Here is a 14585-nt window from a genome sequence, read left to right as displayed (position 1 = left end):
GTTGTCCGGGGCGTCCATAATGAAGGGGAGAGACCCTCACCAGTCCCACGTCCCTCTCCTCGCCCGGCCGCAATGGCGCGGTCAGGTCGATCCTTCGAAGGTGCCATGCCCCCCACACTCGCCTCCGTCGTCCGCAACACCTCGCTCCATCTGACGGTTCTCGCCGGTGCGGACCACCTGGAGCGGCCGGTTCGCTGGGTGCACACCAGTGAGCTGGACGATCCGACGCCGTTCCTGGAGGGTGGCGAGCTGTTGCTCACCACCGGGATCAAGCTGGGCCGTACGGCGGCGCAGTTGCAGGCGTACGTGCACCGGTTGGCCGATGCCGGGGTGGTGGGGCTGGGCCTGGGGGTGGGGCTGTCGCACACGGAGGTGCCGCAGCCGTTGGTGGAGGCGGCGGCGCAGCGGGGGCTGCCGTTGCTGCGGGTGCCGGAGCCGACGCCGTTCATCGCGATCAGCAAGGTGGTGTCGGCGGCGCTGGCCGCGGAGCAGTACGAGGCGGTGACGACGAGCTTCGAGGCGCAGGAGGAGCTGACCCGGGCGGCGCTGGGCAAGGACGGCACGACGGCGGTGGTGCGCCGGTTGGCGGCGCGGCTGGGTGGCTGGGCGGCGCTGTACGACGGGTCGGGTGCGCTGTCGGTGGTGGCGCCGGACTGGGCGGCGCGGCGGGCGGGGCGGCTGGCGGCGGAGGTGGACCGGCTGCGTCGGCGGCCGGCGCCGTCGAGTGCCGCGCTGCAGGGGCGGTCGCCGGGGATAGACACGGCGGACGAGGACTACGTGGTGGTCCAGTCGCTGGGGGCGGACCGGCGGGCGCGGGGCTTCCTGGCGGTGGGGACCGAGGACCGGATCACGCCGACCGAGCGGTACGTGTTGAACGCGGCGGTGGCGCTGCTGACCCTGACGCTGGAGCGTTCGCGCGAGCTGCGGCAGGCGGAGGAGCGGATGGGCGCCGCGCTGCTGCGGATGGTGCTGGCCGGTGAGGTGGCGACGGCGCGCCAGGTGGCGGCGGGGCTGTTCGGGGGCCTGCCGGAGGGGACGGTGCGGGTCCTGGTGGCGGGGGCCGGGGCGGCGGCCGCGGATGCGGCGGAGGCGCTGGGCGAGCTGGGCGACCGGGCGGAGCAGGCGGGCGGCCGGGTCGGCGAGAAGCTGCTGGTGGCCCGGGGGGAGGGGGCGCACGGGCCGCGGCTGGTGGTGCTGGCGCTGGACAACGGTGCGGTGCACCGGGCGTGTCTGGGGGCGGTGGAGGAGCACGAGGGCCTGTCGTTGGGCGTGTCGGCGCCGGCGGCGCTGGAGGACGCGGGGACGGCGCACGCGCAGGCCGAGCGGGCGTTGGCGGTGGCGCTGCGCGGTGGCCGCCGTTCGGTGGACCACGAGGAGGTCGGCGCCGGGTCGCTGCTGCCGCTGTTGGGCGAGGAGGCGGTGACGGCCTTCGCGGAGGGGCTGCTGCGGCCGTTGCGCGAGCACGACCGGACGGCGCGCGGTGACCTGGTGGCCTCGTTGCGGGCGTGGCTGTCCCGGCACGGGCAGTGGGACGCGGCGGCGGCCGATCTGGGGGTGCACCGGCACACGCTGCGGTACCGGATGCGCCGGGTCGAGGAGCTGCTGGGGCGTTCGCTGGACGACACGGACGTGCGGATGGAGCTGTGGCTGGCGCTGCGCTCCGGCGAGGAGTGAGCGGGGACCGGCCGCAGTCTGGACGGGATGGAGTGGCCCCGGGGCGGAACGCTCCTCGGCGGCCAATCCGGTCGGCGGACGGTCGCACCTACCCTCGGGTCAGGTCCCACTCCCGTGGGCCGTACGACGACGAGGAGAGGCCGGTACCACGGTGACCACCACGCACGATTTCTGGCTCGCCGGCCGCCGGGCGAGCGGCGACGCCGACTTCGAGGTGCACAACAGCTGGGACGGCCGGCTGGTCGGCCGGGTCAGCGTGCCGACCGAGGCGCAGGTCGAGGAGGCGCTGGACGCCGCCGTCGCCGCGCTGCCGGTGTTCGCCGCCACGCCGGCGCACCAGCGTGCCGCCGCGCTGGACCACGTGGCGAAGCGGCTGGCCGAGCGGACCGAGGAGATCGCCCGGCTGATCACCGCGGAGAACGGCAAGCCGATCAAGTGGGCCCGCGGCGAGGTCGGCCGGGCCGTGTCGGTGTTCCGTTGGGCCGCCGAGGAGGCGCGCCGCACCAACGGCGAGACGATGCGGCTGGACACCGACCCGGGCGGCGTGGGGCGCTTCGCGGTGGTGCGCAAGTTCCCGCGCGGCGTGGTGCTGGGGATCGCCCCGTTCAACTTCCCGCTGAACCTGGTGGCGCACAAGGTCGCCCCGGCGATCGCGGTGGGTGCTCCGATCATCCTGAAGCCGGCTCCGGCGACGCCGCTGTCGGCGCTGGTGCTGGGCGAGATCCTGGCCGAGACGGACCTGCCGGCCGGTTCCTGGTCGGTGCTGACGGTGCCGAACGACCGGATGCCGGCGCTGGTCCAGGACCGGCGCCTGCCGGTGATCTCCTTCACCGGTTCGGACAAGGTCGGCTACCAGATCATGGACTCGGTGCCGCGCAAGCACACCACCCTGGAGCTGGGCGGCAACGCCGCGGCCGTGGTGCTCGCGGACTGGTCCTCGGAGGCGGACCTGGACTGGGCGGCCACCCGGATCGCGATGTTCTCCAACTACCAGGGCGGCCAGTCCTGCATCTCGGTGCAGCGGGTGATCGCCGACGCGTCGGTGTACGACGCGCTGGTGGAGAAGGTGGTGGCCAAGGTGAAGGCGCAGGTCACCGGCGACCCGAACGACGACGCGACGGACGTCGGCCCGCTGGTGGACGAGAACGCCGCGAAGCGGGTCGAGTCCTGGGTGGAGGACGCGGTCGCCAAGGGCGCCAAGGTGCTCACCGGCGGCAGCCGCGAGGGCGCGACGTACGCCCCGACCGTGCTGGCCGAGCTGCCCGCGGACGCGATCCTGGCCAAGGCCGAGGTGTTCGGCCCGGTGCTGTCGCTGCACCGGGTGGACGGCGTGGACGAGGCCTTCGCGGCCGTCAACGACTCGCCGTTCGGCCTGCAGGCGGGCGTGTTCACGCACGACCTGCAGACCGCCTTCCGGGCGCACCGGGAGCTGGAGGTCGGCGGTGTGGTCATCGGTGACGCGCCGTCCTACCGCGCCGACCAGATGCCGTACGGCGGCGTCAAGGACTCCGGCGTCGGCCGCGAGGGCGTCAAGTACGCGATGGACGACTACACCGTCGAGAAGGTCATGGTCCTGACCGGTCTGGACCTCTGACCGGTACGGATCCCCGGAGGGCCCGGTCCGCGCGGCGGACCGGGCCCTCCGTCGTGTGCGGGAGCACCCGGTGGTCAGCCGTCGTGGCCGGCGGCGGCCGCCACCGCCTCCTCGACGGTGGCGTTCCCGGTGACCAGTTCCAGGGTCTGCCCGGCGGTGCCCGGTTCGCGCAGCAGGGCGGCCAGGACGGCGGCGACGTCGGCCCGGTCGACGGCGCCGCGGTCGACGGAGGGGGCGAGGCGGACCAGGCCGGTGCCGGGGCCGTCGGTGAGCCGCCCGGGGCGCAGCACCGTCCAGTCCAGCGTGTCGCGGGAGCGGACGGCGTCGTCGGCGGCGCCCTTGGCGCGCAGGTAGGTCTCGAAGACCTCGTCGGTGGGGTGGCGGGCGGCGGCGTCGGCGCCCATCGAGGAGACCATGAGGTAGCGCCGGACTCCGGCGAGTTCGGCGGCGTCGGCGAGCAGGACGGCGGCGTCGCGGTCGACGGTGTTCTTGCGGGCGGCGCCGCTGCCGGGCCCGGCGCCGGCGGCGAAGACCACCGCGTCGGCGCCGGCGAGGAGTTCGGCGAGCTGCGCGGCGGTGGCGGTCTCCAGGTCGAGCAGCAGCGGTTCGGCGCCGGCCGCGGTGAGGTCGTGGGCCTGTTCGGGGCGGCGGATGATCCCGGCGGGGCGGTCGCCGCGGTCGGCGAGCAGCCGTTCCAGTTTCAGGGCGATCTGTCCGTGGCCCCCGGCGATGACGGTACGCATGGCTTCGACAGTAGTTCGGCCGGGCCCGGCCGTCCTGCGGGGTGTCGAGCGCAGGTCACAATGGGCGCATGACTTCGCTCGCCCACCCGCACCTGCGTTTCTCGCCCACCGTGGCGGACCCCTCCGGCCCCCGGGAGCTGGTGATCCTCGGTTCGACCGGGTCGATCGGCACCCAGGCCATCGACGTGGTGCTCCGCAACCCGGACCGTTTCCGGGTGGTCGCCCTGTCGGCGGCCGGCGGCCGGGTGGAGCTGCTCGCCGAGCAGGCGCTGCGGTTGGGCGTGCACACCGTGGCGGTGGCCGATCCGGCGGCCGAGCCGGCGCTGCGCGAGGCGCTGGCGGCGAAGGCCGCGGGTCGGGCGCTGCCGGCCGTGCTGGCGGGTCCGGACGCGGCGACCGAGTTGGCCGCGATGGAGTGCCATTCGGTGCTGAACGGCATCACCGGTTCGATCGGGCTGCGGCCGACGCTGGCCGCGCTGGAGGCGGGCCGGGTGCTGGTGCTGGCGAACAAGGAGTCGCTGATCGTCGGTGGTCCGCTGGTGAAGGCGGTGGCGGGGCCGGGGCAGATCGTGCCGGTGGACTCCGAGCACGCGGCGCTTTTCCAGGCGCTGGCCGGCGGCACCCGGGCCGAGGTCCGCAAGCTGGTGGTGACGGCGAGCGGCGGTCCGTTCCGTACCCGGACCAGGGAGCAGCTGGCCGGGGTGACCCCGCAGGACGCGCTGGCGCACCCGACCTGGGCGATGGGCCCGGTGGTCACGATCAACTCGGCCACCCTGGTCAACAAGGGCCTGGAGGTGATCGAGGCGCACCTGCTGTACGACGTGCCGTTCGACCGGATCGAGGTCGTGGTCCATCCGCAGTCGGTGGTGCATTCGATGGTGGAGTTCACCGACGGGTCGACGCTGGCGCAGGCCAGTCCGCCGGACATGCGGATGCCGATCGCGCTGGGCCTGGGCTGGCCGGACCGGGTGCCGGACGCCGCCCCGGCCTGCGACTGGACCAAGGCCGCGACCTGGGAGTTCTTCCCGCTGGACGACGAGGCGTTCCCGGCGGTGGAGCTGGCCCGCGAGGTGGGCACCCTGGGCGGTACGGCCCCGGCCGTCTTCAACGCGGCCAACGAGGAGTGCGTGGCGGCTTTCCTGAAGGGCGGCCTCCCCTTCACCGGAATCGTGGACACTGTGGCGAAGGTCGTGAGCGAGCACGGCGTGCCGGCGGCGGGAACTTCCCTGACCGTCGAGGACGTCCTGCACGCGGAGGACTGGGCCCGGGCCCGGGCGCGCGAGCTGGCGGCGGGCTGACGGCCGGGCCGAACGGCGGTCCGGCCCTCCCGCCGGGCCGCTGTCGGCGCAAGGCTTGCGGTAGGACGGTATGACGATCGGAGCGGCATGACGGAGGAGCAGCAGTGGTAGCGGTGATGACGGCGATCGGCATCCTGGTCTTCGTGGTGGGGCTGCTCGTCTCGATCGCCTGGCACGAACTCGGCCACCTCTCCACGGCCAAGCTGTTCGGCATCCGGGTGCCGCAGTACATGGTCGGCTTCGGCCCGACCATCTGGTCCCGCAAGAAGGGCGAGACCGAGTACGGGATCAAGGCGATCCCGTTCGGCGGGTACATCCGGATGATCGGCATGTTCCCGCCCGGCGAGGACGGCCGGATCACCAAGCGCAGCAGCTCGCCGTTCCGGACCATGATCGAGGACGCCCGCGAGGCCTCGTACGAGGAGCTGCAGGACGGCGACGAGCACCGGCTCTTCTACACCCGCAAGCCGTGGAAGCGCGTCATCGTCATGTTCGCCGGGCCGTTCATGAACCTGATCCTGGCGTTCGGGCTGTTCCTGACGGTGAACATGGGCTTCGGCGTGCCGAGCACCGTGCCGACCATCGGCTCGGTCTCCCAGTGCATCGTCAAGGCCGGCGAGCCGACCGACACCTGCCCGGCCGGCGCCGAGTTGACCCCGGCCGCCAAGGTCCAGTTGAAGCAGGGCGACAAGGTGCTCTCCTTCGACGGCGACCGCATCCGCGACTACGACCAGCTGCAGGCGGACATCCGCAAGTCGGCCGGCAGGACCGTGGCGATCGTGGTCGAGCGGGACGGGCAGCAGGTCACGCTGAGCCCGACGATCGCCGTCAACCAGGTGCAGAAGTACGACGCGAACGACCGGCCGGTCAAGGGCCAGACCGTCGAGGCCGGGTTCCTCGGATTCACTCCGAAGCGTGAAGTCGTCCAGCAGACCTTCGGGCAGTCCGTCGACCGGATGTACGACATGGCCGAGAACGGGGTGAGGTCGCTGGCCGCCCTGCCCGGCAAGATCCCCGGCCTGTGGAACGCCGTCGTCGGCGACGCCCCGCGCGACCCGGACTCCCCGATCGGCATGGTCGGCGCCGCCCGGGTCAGCGGCGAGGTCTTCTCGCTGGACATCCCCGGCAGCCAGCGGATCGCGTTCTTCGTGAACCTGCTGGCCGGCATCAACCTCTCGTTGTTCCTGTTCAACATGCTGCCGCTGCTCCCGCTGGACGGCGGCCACGTCGCCGGCGCGCTCTGGGAGTCGGTCCGCCGCGGCGTCGCCCGGGTGCTGCGCCGGCCGGACCCGGGCCCGTTCGACGTCGCCAAGCTGATGCCGTTCGCCTACGTGGTGGCGAGCGTCTTCATCGGATTCACCGTCCTGGTGATGATCGCCGACCTGGTGAATCCGGTGAAGATCAGCTAGGAGCTGCGGGTACCGCGGGTGTGCTCGGCCCCGACACCGTGCCGTACCGTGGAGGCCGGGTGCGCGATCCATCGCGTGCCCGGCCTCGGCCGTCCCTGCGGTCGGGCGGTCGACCACACCTCTACCCCGGGGAACCCTGCGCACATGACCGCGATCTCGCTCGGTATTCCGTCCCTGCCGCTCAAGCCGCTCGCCAAGCGCCGCTACTCCCGGCAGATCATGGTCGGCAACGTCCCGGTCGGCGGCGACGCCCCGGTCTCGGTGCAGTCGATGACCACCACGCTCACCTCGGACGTGAACGCGACGCTGCAGCAGATCGCCGAGCTGACCGCGTCCGGCTGCCAGATCGTCCGGGTCGCCGTCCCCTCCCAGGACGACGCCGACGCGCTGCCGATCATCGCCAAGAAGTCGCAGATCCCGGTCATCGCGGACATCCACTTCCAGCCCAAGTACGTCTTCGCCGCGATCGACGCCGGCTGCGCCGCCGTGCGCGTCAACCCGGGCAACATCAAGGCCTTCGACGACAAGGTCGGCGAGATCGCCAAGGCCGCCAAGGGCGCCGGGGTGCCGATCCGGATCGGCGTCAACGCCGGCTCGCTCGACAAGCGGCTGCTGGAGAAGTACGGCAAGGCCACCCCGGAGGCGCTGGTCGAGTCCGCGCTGTGGGAGTGCTCGCTGTTCGAGGAGCACGACTTCCGCGACATCAAGATCTCGGTCAAGCACAACGACCCGGTCGTGATGATCAACGCCTACCGCCAGCTCGCCGCCGCCTGCGACTACCCGCTGCACCTCGGCGTCACCGAGGCCGGCCCCGCCTTCCAGGGCACCATCAAGTCCGCGGTCGCCTTCGGCGCGCTGCTCGCCGAGGGCATCGGCGACACCATCCGGGTCTCGCTGTCGGCGCCGCCGGCCGAGGAGATCAAGGTCGGCAACCAGATCCTGGAGTCGCTCGGCCTGCGCCAGCGCGGCCTGGAGATCGTCTCCTGCCCGTCCTGCGGCCGCGCCCAGGTGGACGTCTACAAGCTCGCCGAGGAGGTCACCGCCGGCCTGGAGGGCATGGAGGTGCCGCTGCGCGTCGCCGTCATGGGCTGCGTGGTGAACGGGCCCGGCGAGGCCCGCGAGGCGGACCTCGGCGTCGCCTCGGGCAACGGCAAGGGGCAGATCTTCGTGAAGGGCGAGGTCATCAAGACCGTGCCGGAGTCGAAGATCGTCGAGACCCTGATCGAGGAGGCGCTCAAGCTCGCCGAGCAGATGCAGGCGGACGGCGTCGAGGCCGGGGCGCCGGTCGTCGTCGCGGGGGAGTGACCCCGTAGGTACGTGAGTTCTTCCGGAAGCGGGGCCGTCCGTTCGCGGACGGCCCCGCAGCCGTAGCCGGGTGGGGACACGGAGTAGGGTGCGGCCAGAGTCGTCTCAGTGAGGTGCTGTCTCGATGCTCGATCGAGGTGTGATGCTCCCCAGCTCGTTCCAGGCCGCGCGCGCCCTGGCGACCACGCGCGTGCTGGAGCCCGCCGATCTCGGGGAGGCCCTGGCCGTCCTGCACCGCGATCCGGTCGCCAACGCCTTCGTCGCGGCCCGGGTCGAGGCGGTCGGGCTCGACCCGTGGCGGCTCGGCGGGGAGATGTGGGGCTGGTACGACGCGGACGGCGTGCTCGACGCCCTCTGCTACGCGGGCGCCAACCTCGTCCTGGTCGACGCCGGGCCGCAGGCCGTCGCCGCCTTCGCCGAGCGGGCCCGCCGACAGGGCCGGCGCTGCTCCTCGATCGTCGGGCCGGCCGCGGCGACCGCCGCCTTCTGGGCGCTGCTGGAGCGCAGTTGGGGGCCCGCGCGCGAAGTCCGGGCCCACCAGCCGCTGTTGGCCACCTCCTCGCCGTCCGCCGAGATCGCGCCCGATCCGCTGGTGCGCCGGGTGCGGCGGGACGAGGTCGAGACCCTGATGCCGGCCTGCGTGGCGATGTTCATCGAGGAGGTCGGGGTGTCGCCGCTGGCCGGCGACGGCGGGCTGCTCTACCAGGCCAGGGTGGCCGAACTCGTCGCCGCCGGACGGTCGTTCGCGCGGTTCGGGGAGGACGGGCAGGTGGTGTTCAAGGCCGAGGTCGGCGCCGTCACGGCCGGGGCCTGCCAGATCCAGGGCGTGTGGGTCGCGCCCGAGCACCGCGGGCAGGGGCTGTCCGAGACGGGCATGGCGGCGGTGCTGGAGGCCGCGCTGCGCGAGGTGGCGCCGGTGGTCTCGCTGTACGTCAACGACTTCAACCTGCGGGCCCGCGCGGCCTATCGGCGGGTGGGGTTCCGGGAGGTCGGGGCGTTCATGAGCGTGCTGTTCTAGGTCGGACAGGACCTGGCTCGCGAATCCGTCGCCGGGGCGCCCGGTCGGTAGTAACGTCCGGGGCATGGATCAGCTGACCGGGGTGACGATCGAGGCCATCGACCTCGCGGCCTGGGCGCCGCAGGCGCTGGACGTCCAGGCGGTGGCGTTCGGGCTCACGCCGGAGGAGGTCGCCGTCCGGCTGCACATCGTCGGGCGGCACGCCCAGCAGCCCGGGGTGATCGCGCTCGGGGCGATGAGCGGCGGGCGGCTGGTCGGCTTCGGGTACGGGATGCCCAACCAGCGCGAGCACTGGTGGAGCACGGTGATCGAGCCGTACCTGACGGCCAAGGGCCACGGGGACTGGCTGGACGGGGTGTTCGCGATCACCGAGCTGCACGTGCTGCCGGACTACCAGGGGCAGGGCATCGGCTCGCGGCTGATCCGCTCGCTGTGCGAGCGGTCGGGGCTGGACCGCAGCATCCTGTCGGCGATCGACGCCGAGACCCCGGCCCGCCGGCTCTACCGGGCGCTCGGCTACCGGGACTTGGCGCGGGCCGTGCGCTTCCCGGCGACGGACCGGCTGTACGCCGTGATGGGGGCGCCGCTGCCGCTGCGCGAGCCCACCGCCCGGTAGGTACCGCCCGGAGGAACCTCAGAGCGCCCCGGCGAACTCCAGGTACAGCTCGGCGTCCTCGGGGCGGGCCTCGGCGAGCGCGCGCAGCGCGAGGTCCACGGCGCGCAGCAGCGTCCAGCCGCGCAGGCGGTCCCGGTCCACCTCCAGGGCCTCGGAGAGCTGGGTGAGCCGGCGCCGGACGGCGGCGGGGGCGCCGGGGGAGCCGATCAGGGTGTCGGCCCGGTCCAGCGCGAGGCGGGCCAGGTCGTAGGCGCGCTCCCCGGCGAGCGGGCGCGGGTCGATCGCCAGCCAGGGGGCGCGGTCGGCGGCGAGGACGTTGCCGTGGTGGAAGTCGCCGTGCAGCAGGACGGTCTCGGCGCCCGCGTCGGCGGTGAGCTCCCCGGCGGTGGCCAGCGCCTCGGTGACCACGGCCCCGGCCTCGACGACGGCCGGGTGGTCCCGGTGCTCCGCGAGCCGGGCGGCGGTGTCGGCGGCCCGGTCGGCCGGCCCGGGGAGCGCGTGCCCCTCGGGGGGCGCCACCCAGAGCCGGTGGAGCAGGCTGGTCGCCTCCAGCATGGCCTTCGGCTCGGCCAGTGAGCGCAGCGGGACCTCGCCGTGCAGGCGCTCCAGCAGCAGCACGCCCTCGGCCGGGTCGGCGTCCAGCAGCAGGACGGCGCCGCGGCCGGCCCAGTGCGTGAGGGCGGTGTGCTCGTGCACCGTCTCGGGGGTCGGCAGGCCGGTCTTGAGGACGGCGGGGGAGAGGTCGTCCCGGTGGACGTAGGTGACCAGGCTGAGGCTGCCGCCGGGGTCGAGGGTGCGTTCCGGGGTGAGGTCCCAGCGGGCGAGGTGGGCGGCGACCCGCTCGGGGAGCCCGGCCAGCCAGCGGCGGCCGGGCTCCCCGTGGGCCGCGGTGACGGTGCGGGTCAGCCGGCTGGGGACGCTGAGGTGTGGTGTTGCTCCCGACATGCCCGGCCTTCCGGTTGGTGCTCCCCCACGGGTGGTGGTGGGTCCATTGTCGGCGATGACCGTCAGCTCGGGGCGCCCGTCGCCGTGGCGGAGGGTGTGGCGGCGGCGGTCGGCGCCGGTTCGGCGATGCCGGGGAAGGGCTGGCCGGGGGCGCCCCAGCGGCGGGCGCGGACGGCGCACTCGTGCAGGGCGGCGGCGGCGCCGGGCCGGTGCGGGGCGGGCAGCGCGGCGACCAGGTCGGCGTAGACGGTGGTCAGCCGGGTCTCCAGGTGGGCGGCGAGGCGGCCGGCGGCGGCCGGGTCGGTGACCGGGAAGGGCAGCTGGTAGCCGGCGGCGGCGGGCGCGGGGGTGGCGCCGAGGCCGGTGACCAGGCGCTGCCAGACGTCGCGGCGGGCCTCGTGGGCGGCCAGGGCGGTACGGGCGTCGGCGCGCTGCTGGTCGTCGGGGAGGCGGGCGCCGACCACGCCGTAGCCGTAGACGGCGGCGTGCTCGGCGCCGAGGGCGCCCTGGAGGGCGGTGAGGGCGGCGGCCGGGGCCGGGCCGGGGGCGGCCGTGGCGCCGGCCGAGGGCGACGGCGACGCGGTGGGCGGGGCGGCCGGCGGGGTGGTGTCGCCGAGGTCGGCGGCCTGCAGCAGGTCGGCGGCGGCGACGGAGGCGAGCAGCCGGGCCAGGTCCGGACCGGCGGCACCGAGCTCGGCGAGGAGGGCCTGGGCGGCCTGCCGGGCCGCGGCGGCCGGGGTGGCGGGTGCGGCCGGGGTGGCGCCCGGGGCCGGGCTGCCGGACGCCGTGGTCGGGCCGGGCGTTCCGGTGGCCGGGCCGGACGACGCCCCGGTGGCGCCGGCGGGGAGCGTGTCGGCGAGCGCGGCGCGGTGCCGGATCGTTTCGCCGTGCAGTCGCTGGATCAGCGCGGTCTGCGGGCCGCCGGCCGCGAGCTGGGCGTCCTGGGCGGCCAGCAGGGCGTCGGTGGCGGCGACGGCGCGCAGCCGGACCGGGGCGTCCGGGTCGGGGGTCGCACCGGCCCCGCCGGGGCGGTCGGAGTCGTCGGTGCCGCTCGTGCAGCCGGTGAGGGTGAGCAGGCCGAGGGCGAGGAAGGTCCGTCGGCTGGGTGGCTGCATCGGGGTCACTCCGGGGGTGGGCACGGCAGGACGGCCTCCCCGCCCCTCGATGGCGTGAATGATTACAGAATCCACACGATTCGGGGCGGGAAAAAGGGGTGGGACGGGCCCGGCGGGCGGGTGTGAGCTTGCTCGCAGTGGGTGGCGGGCCGGCGGCGGGGGGCGGTCCGGAATCGGTGGTTGGGCACAGCACCGGCTAGGCTTTGGGCCGAGCTGCCGTGACCCGAGGGGCGCGGAGCGACCTTCTGACAACAGCAGACGCGGCCGAGGAGTCCACCCGGATGAGCACCACCCACACCGACCGGCTGCGCGCGTTGCTGGAGCCGCTGGCCACGCAGGCCGGACTGGACCTGGAGGACGTCAGGGTCACCAAGGCGGGCAACCGGCGGCAGGTCCAGATCGACGTCGACACCGACGAGGGCGTGGACATGGACGCCGTCGCCGAGTTCAGCCGGGTGGTCGGCGAGGCCCTGGACGCGTCCGACGTGATGGGCGAGGAGCCCTACCTGCTGGAGGTCGGTTCGCCGGGCGCGGAGCGGCCGCTGGCGCTGCCGCGGCACTGGCACCGGGCCGAGGGCCGGCTGGCCGCGATCCACCTGGTGGACGGCGGGGAGCTCGTCGCCCGGGTGCTGGCGGCGGACGAGGACGGCGCGCTGGTCGAGGTGCAGCCGGTGAAGGGGCGCGGCCGTCCCAAGGAGCGCCGGCTGGAGTACACCGAGGTCGCCCGGGCGCGCGTCCAGGTCGAGTTCAACCGCAAGGACGACGACGACCTCCTCGACGAGGAGGACGGCGGTGACGACGGTGCGCAGTGAACCGGGGGCCGGGCACAGCATTCAGAACGTGACGAAAGACGAGGAGGCGTAGCCGTGGACATCGACATGAGTGCCCTGCGCACGCTGGTCAACGAGAAGAACATCCCCTTCGACCTGCTGGTCGAGTCCATCGAGTCGGCCCTCCTCACCGCGTACCACCGCACCGAGGGCTCGCGCCGCCGGGCCCGGGTGCACCTGGACCGCAAGAGCGGCCACGTCACCGTGTGGGCGCTGGAGGACGCGGCCGAGCTGGACGAGGGCGTCGAGCCGAAGGAGTTCGACGACACCCCGAGCGGCTTCGGCCGGATCGCGTCCAGCATCGGCATCCAGGTGATGATGCAGCGCCTGCGCGACGCCGCCGACGACCAGACCTTCGGCGAGTACGCGGGCAAGGAGGGCGACATCGTCACCGGTGTCGTCCAGCAGGGCAACGACCCGAAGAACGTGCTCGTCGACATCGGCAAGCTGGAGGCCATCCTCCCGCCGCAGGAGCAGGTCCCGGGCGAGGACTACCGGCACGGCACCCGGCTGAAGTGCTACGTCGTCGCGGTGCGCCGCGGCGTCCGCGGTCCTTCGGTGACGCTGTCGCGCACCCACCCGAACCTGGTGAAGAAGCTGTTCGCGCTGGAGGTCCCGGAGATCGCGGACGGCAGCGTCGAGATCGCCGCGATCGCCCGCGAGGCCGGCCACCGCACCAAGATCGCGGTCTGGTCGCGCCGGGCCGGCCTGAACGCCAAGGGCGCCTGCATCGGCCCGATGGGCGCCCGGGTGCGCGCCGTGATGGGCGAGCTGCACGGCGAGAAGATCGACATCGTCGACTGGTCGGAGGACCCCCGCGAGATGGTCGCCTCGGCGCTGTCCCCCGCGCGGGTGACCAGCGTGGAGATCGTCGACCTGGCCCAGCGTTCCGCGCGGGTGATCGTGCCGGACTACCAGCTGTCGCTGGCGATCGGCAAGGAGGGGCAGAACGCCCGTCTGGCCGCCCGTCTGACCGGCTGGCGGATCGACATCCGACCGGACACCGAGGGCCAGCCGGAATCGGCGGGCGAGTAGTCGGTGTTGTTCCAGGCGCCCCCGCCGGTCCCCTCGGGATCTGCGGGGCGGCGCCATGTCGCTTCGGAGGGGTAGACTTGCCTTCGTCTGGCCGGACGCATGTCCGAGCACGCCCGGAACGCACCTGCGTGGGCTGCCGCAAGCGCGCGGCCAAGCACCAGCTGTTGCGTGTCACGGCGGTCGAGGGCGTCTGCGTCCCCGATCCCCGTGGCGCACTGCCGGGCCGGGGCGCGCATCTGCACCCCGATCAGGCCTGCCTCGACCTCGCGGTCCGTCGCAGGGCGTTCCCCCGGGCCTTCCGGCTCCAGGGGACGCTCGACACGGAACGGCTCCGCGGGTTCATCGAGGAGCGGGCAGGCGGAGCCGCTTAGGCGCGCTCCCGCGACGGCCGCCGCCCCGCGCGGCGGAGAACCACCGCAACAAGCACAGCGCTCGGGCAGCCGCGCGCCGTGCCACCAGTCAGGTACCTCGCGATGTGGAAGTAGGTCGAGATTGCGATGAGCACTCGATGAGTACGCGATGAGTACGCGATGGGTACGCCCATGAAGTAGCGACAGTCCGGCGGACGAGACCCCCGGACTCATAGACAGGAGTGAAGTGGCTAAGGTCCGGGTTTATGAACTCGCCAAGGAGCTTGGCTTGGAGAGCAAGGCCGTCATGGCCAAGCTCACCGAGCTCGGTGAGTTCGTCCGTTCGGCGTCCTCGACGATCGAGGCGCCGGTCGTGCGCAAGCTGACTGACGCGCTTGGTGTGGCCCCCACCTCTGGTGGCGCTGCCAAGCCTGGCCCGCGGAAGCCCGCGGCGCCCCAGCCCGCGGCAGGCGCCGCGGGTGCACCCAAGCCGGGTGCCCCGACCCCGGGTCCGCGCCCCAGCGCGACCCCCGGTCCCCGTCCGACCCCTGCGGCTGCCGCGGCTCCGGCCGCTCCGGCCGCCCCCGCCGCCGCGCCGCGTCCGGCCGGTGCGCCGACCCCGGGCCCGCGCCCGGCGGCGCGCCCCGCCGCTC

General features: G+C 74.0%; 14 protein-coding genes. 11 read left to right on the top strand and 3 right to left on the bottom strand.

The genetic code is table 11. From position 1 onward, the window contains the following. Nucleotides 1-105: 105 nt before the first annotated feature. Both VM95_RS30715 and VM95_RS30710 read left to right on the top strand, forming a co-directional pair. Nucleotides 106-1674, top strand: coding sequence for a PucR family transcriptional regulator (locus tag VM95_RS30715; protein ID WP_045702951.1), 1569 nt, complete (start codon nucleotides 106-108; stop codon nucleotides 1672-1674). 151 nt (nucleotides 1675-1825) lie between these two features. Then, nucleotides 1826-3268, top strand: coding sequence for an aldehyde dehydrogenase family protein (locus VM95_RS30710; protein ID WP_045702948.1), 1443 nt, complete (start codon nucleotides 1826-1828; stop codon nucleotides 3266-3268). 74 nt (nucleotides 3269-3342) lie between these two features. Here VM95_RS30710 and VM95_RS30705 read toward each other — a convergent pair whose 3' ends face one another. Beyond that, nucleotides 3343-4011 carry an SDR family oxidoreductase gene (locus VM95_RS30705; RefSeq protein ID WP_045702946.1) on the bottom strand — a complete coding sequence of 223 codons (669 nt, stop codon included), beginning with the start codon at nucleotides 4009-4011 and terminating at the stop codon, nucleotides 3343-3345. A gap of 68 nt (nucleotides 4012-4079) precedes the next feature. Here VM95_RS30705 and dxr point away from each other — a divergent pair, with 68 nt between their 5' ends. The 5 genes from dxr to VM95_RS30680 all read left to right on the top strand — a co-directional run bounded on the left by dxr (nucleotide 4080) and on the right by VM95_RS30680 (nucleotide 9657). Then, nucleotides 4080-5309, top strand: a complete 1230-nt coding sequence (dxr, locus tag VM95_RS30700) for a 1-deoxy-D-xylulose-5-phosphate reductoisomerase (RefSeq protein WP_045702944.1) — start codon at nucleotides 4080-4082, stop codon at nucleotides 5307-5309. 104 nt (nucleotides 5310-5413) lie between these two features. Next, nucleotides 5414-6718 carry a M50 family metallopeptidase gene (locus tag VM95_RS30695; RefSeq protein ID WP_045702942.1) on the top strand — a complete coding sequence of 435 codons (1305 nt, stop codon included), beginning with the start codon at nucleotides 5414-5416 and terminating at the stop codon, nucleotides 6716-6718. A gap of 144 nt (nucleotides 6719-6862) precedes the next feature. Beyond that, the gene (gene ispG / locus VM95_RS30690; RefSeq protein ID WP_045702940.1) at nucleotides 6863-8023 is read left to right on the top strand and encodes a flavodoxin-dependent (E)-4-hydroxy-3-methylbut-2-enyl-diphosphate synthase; all 1161 of its coding nucleotides are present in this window, start codon (nucleotides 6863-6865) and stop codon (nucleotides 8021-8023) included. Between the two features lie 142 nt (nucleotides 8024-8165). Then, nucleotides 8166-9041 (top strand): GNAT family N-acetyltransferase, encoded by an 876-nt coding sequence (locus VM95_RS30685; protein WP_045702938.1) that lies wholly within the window; start codon nucleotides 8166-8168, stop codon nucleotides 9039-9041. 64 nt (nucleotides 9042-9105) lie between these two features. Further along, entirely contained in the window at nucleotides 9106-9657 is a 552-nt protein-coding gene (locus VM95_RS30680) for a GNAT family N-acetyltransferase (protein ID WP_045702936.1), read from the top strand. An 18-nt stretch (nucleotides 9658-9675) separates the two neighbouring features. Here the strand turns inward: VM95_RS30680 and VM95_RS30675 are convergent, their stop codons facing one another. Both VM95_RS30675 and VM95_RS44770 read right to left on the bottom strand, forming a co-directional pair. Further along, nucleotides 9676-10602 (bottom strand): aminoglycoside phosphotransferase family protein, encoded by a 927-nt coding sequence (locus VM95_RS30675; protein ID WP_045702934.1) that lies wholly within the window; start codon nucleotides 10600-10602, stop codon nucleotides 9676-9678. 62 nt (nucleotides 10603-10664) lie between these two features. Next, nucleotides 10665-11234, bottom strand: coding sequence for a ferritin-like domain-containing protein (locus VM95_RS44770; protein ID WP_045702971.1), 570 nt, complete (start codon nucleotides 11232-11234; stop codon nucleotides 10665-10667). Nucleotides 11235-11998: 764 nt separating this feature from the next. Between VM95_RS44770 and rimP the strand changes: the two genes are divergently transcribed. The 4 genes from rimP to VM95_RS40770 form a co-directional block, all read left to right on the top strand. Continuing rightward, nucleotides 11999-12529, top strand: a complete 531-nt coding sequence (gene rimP, locus VM95_RS30665) for a ribosome maturation factor RimP (protein ID WP_045702932.1) — start codon at nucleotides 11999-12001, stop codon at nucleotides 12527-12529. A gap of 54 nt (nucleotides 12530-12583) precedes the next feature. Then, nucleotides 12584-13582, top strand: a complete 999-nt coding sequence (gene nusA, locus VM95_RS30660; protein ID WP_045702930.1) for a transcription termination factor NusA — start codon at nucleotides 12584-12586, stop codon at nucleotides 13580-13582. 77 nt (nucleotides 13583-13659) lie between these two features. After that, nucleotides 13660-13953, top strand: a complete 294-nt coding sequence (locus VM95_RS30655) for a YlxR family protein (protein WP_078860788.1) — start codon at nucleotides 13660-13662, stop codon at nucleotides 13951-13953. Between the two features lie 226 nt (nucleotides 13954-14179). Further along, the coding region (locus tag VM95_RS40770) for a translation initiation factor IF-2 N-terminal domain-containing protein (RefSeq protein ID WP_208615557.1) at nucleotides 14180-14585 on the top strand (406 nt) is incomplete at its 3' end.

It is taken from the genome of Streptomyces rubellomurinus (genome assembly GCF_000961885.1).
Taxonomy (GTDB): domain Bacteria; phylum Actinomycetota; class Actinomycetes; order Streptomycetales; family Streptomycetaceae; genus Kitasatospora; species Kitasatospora rubellomurina.
The sequence above is the reverse complement of the archived record's forward strand: the minus strand, read 5'-3'. Positions and strand labels throughout refer to the sequence as shown.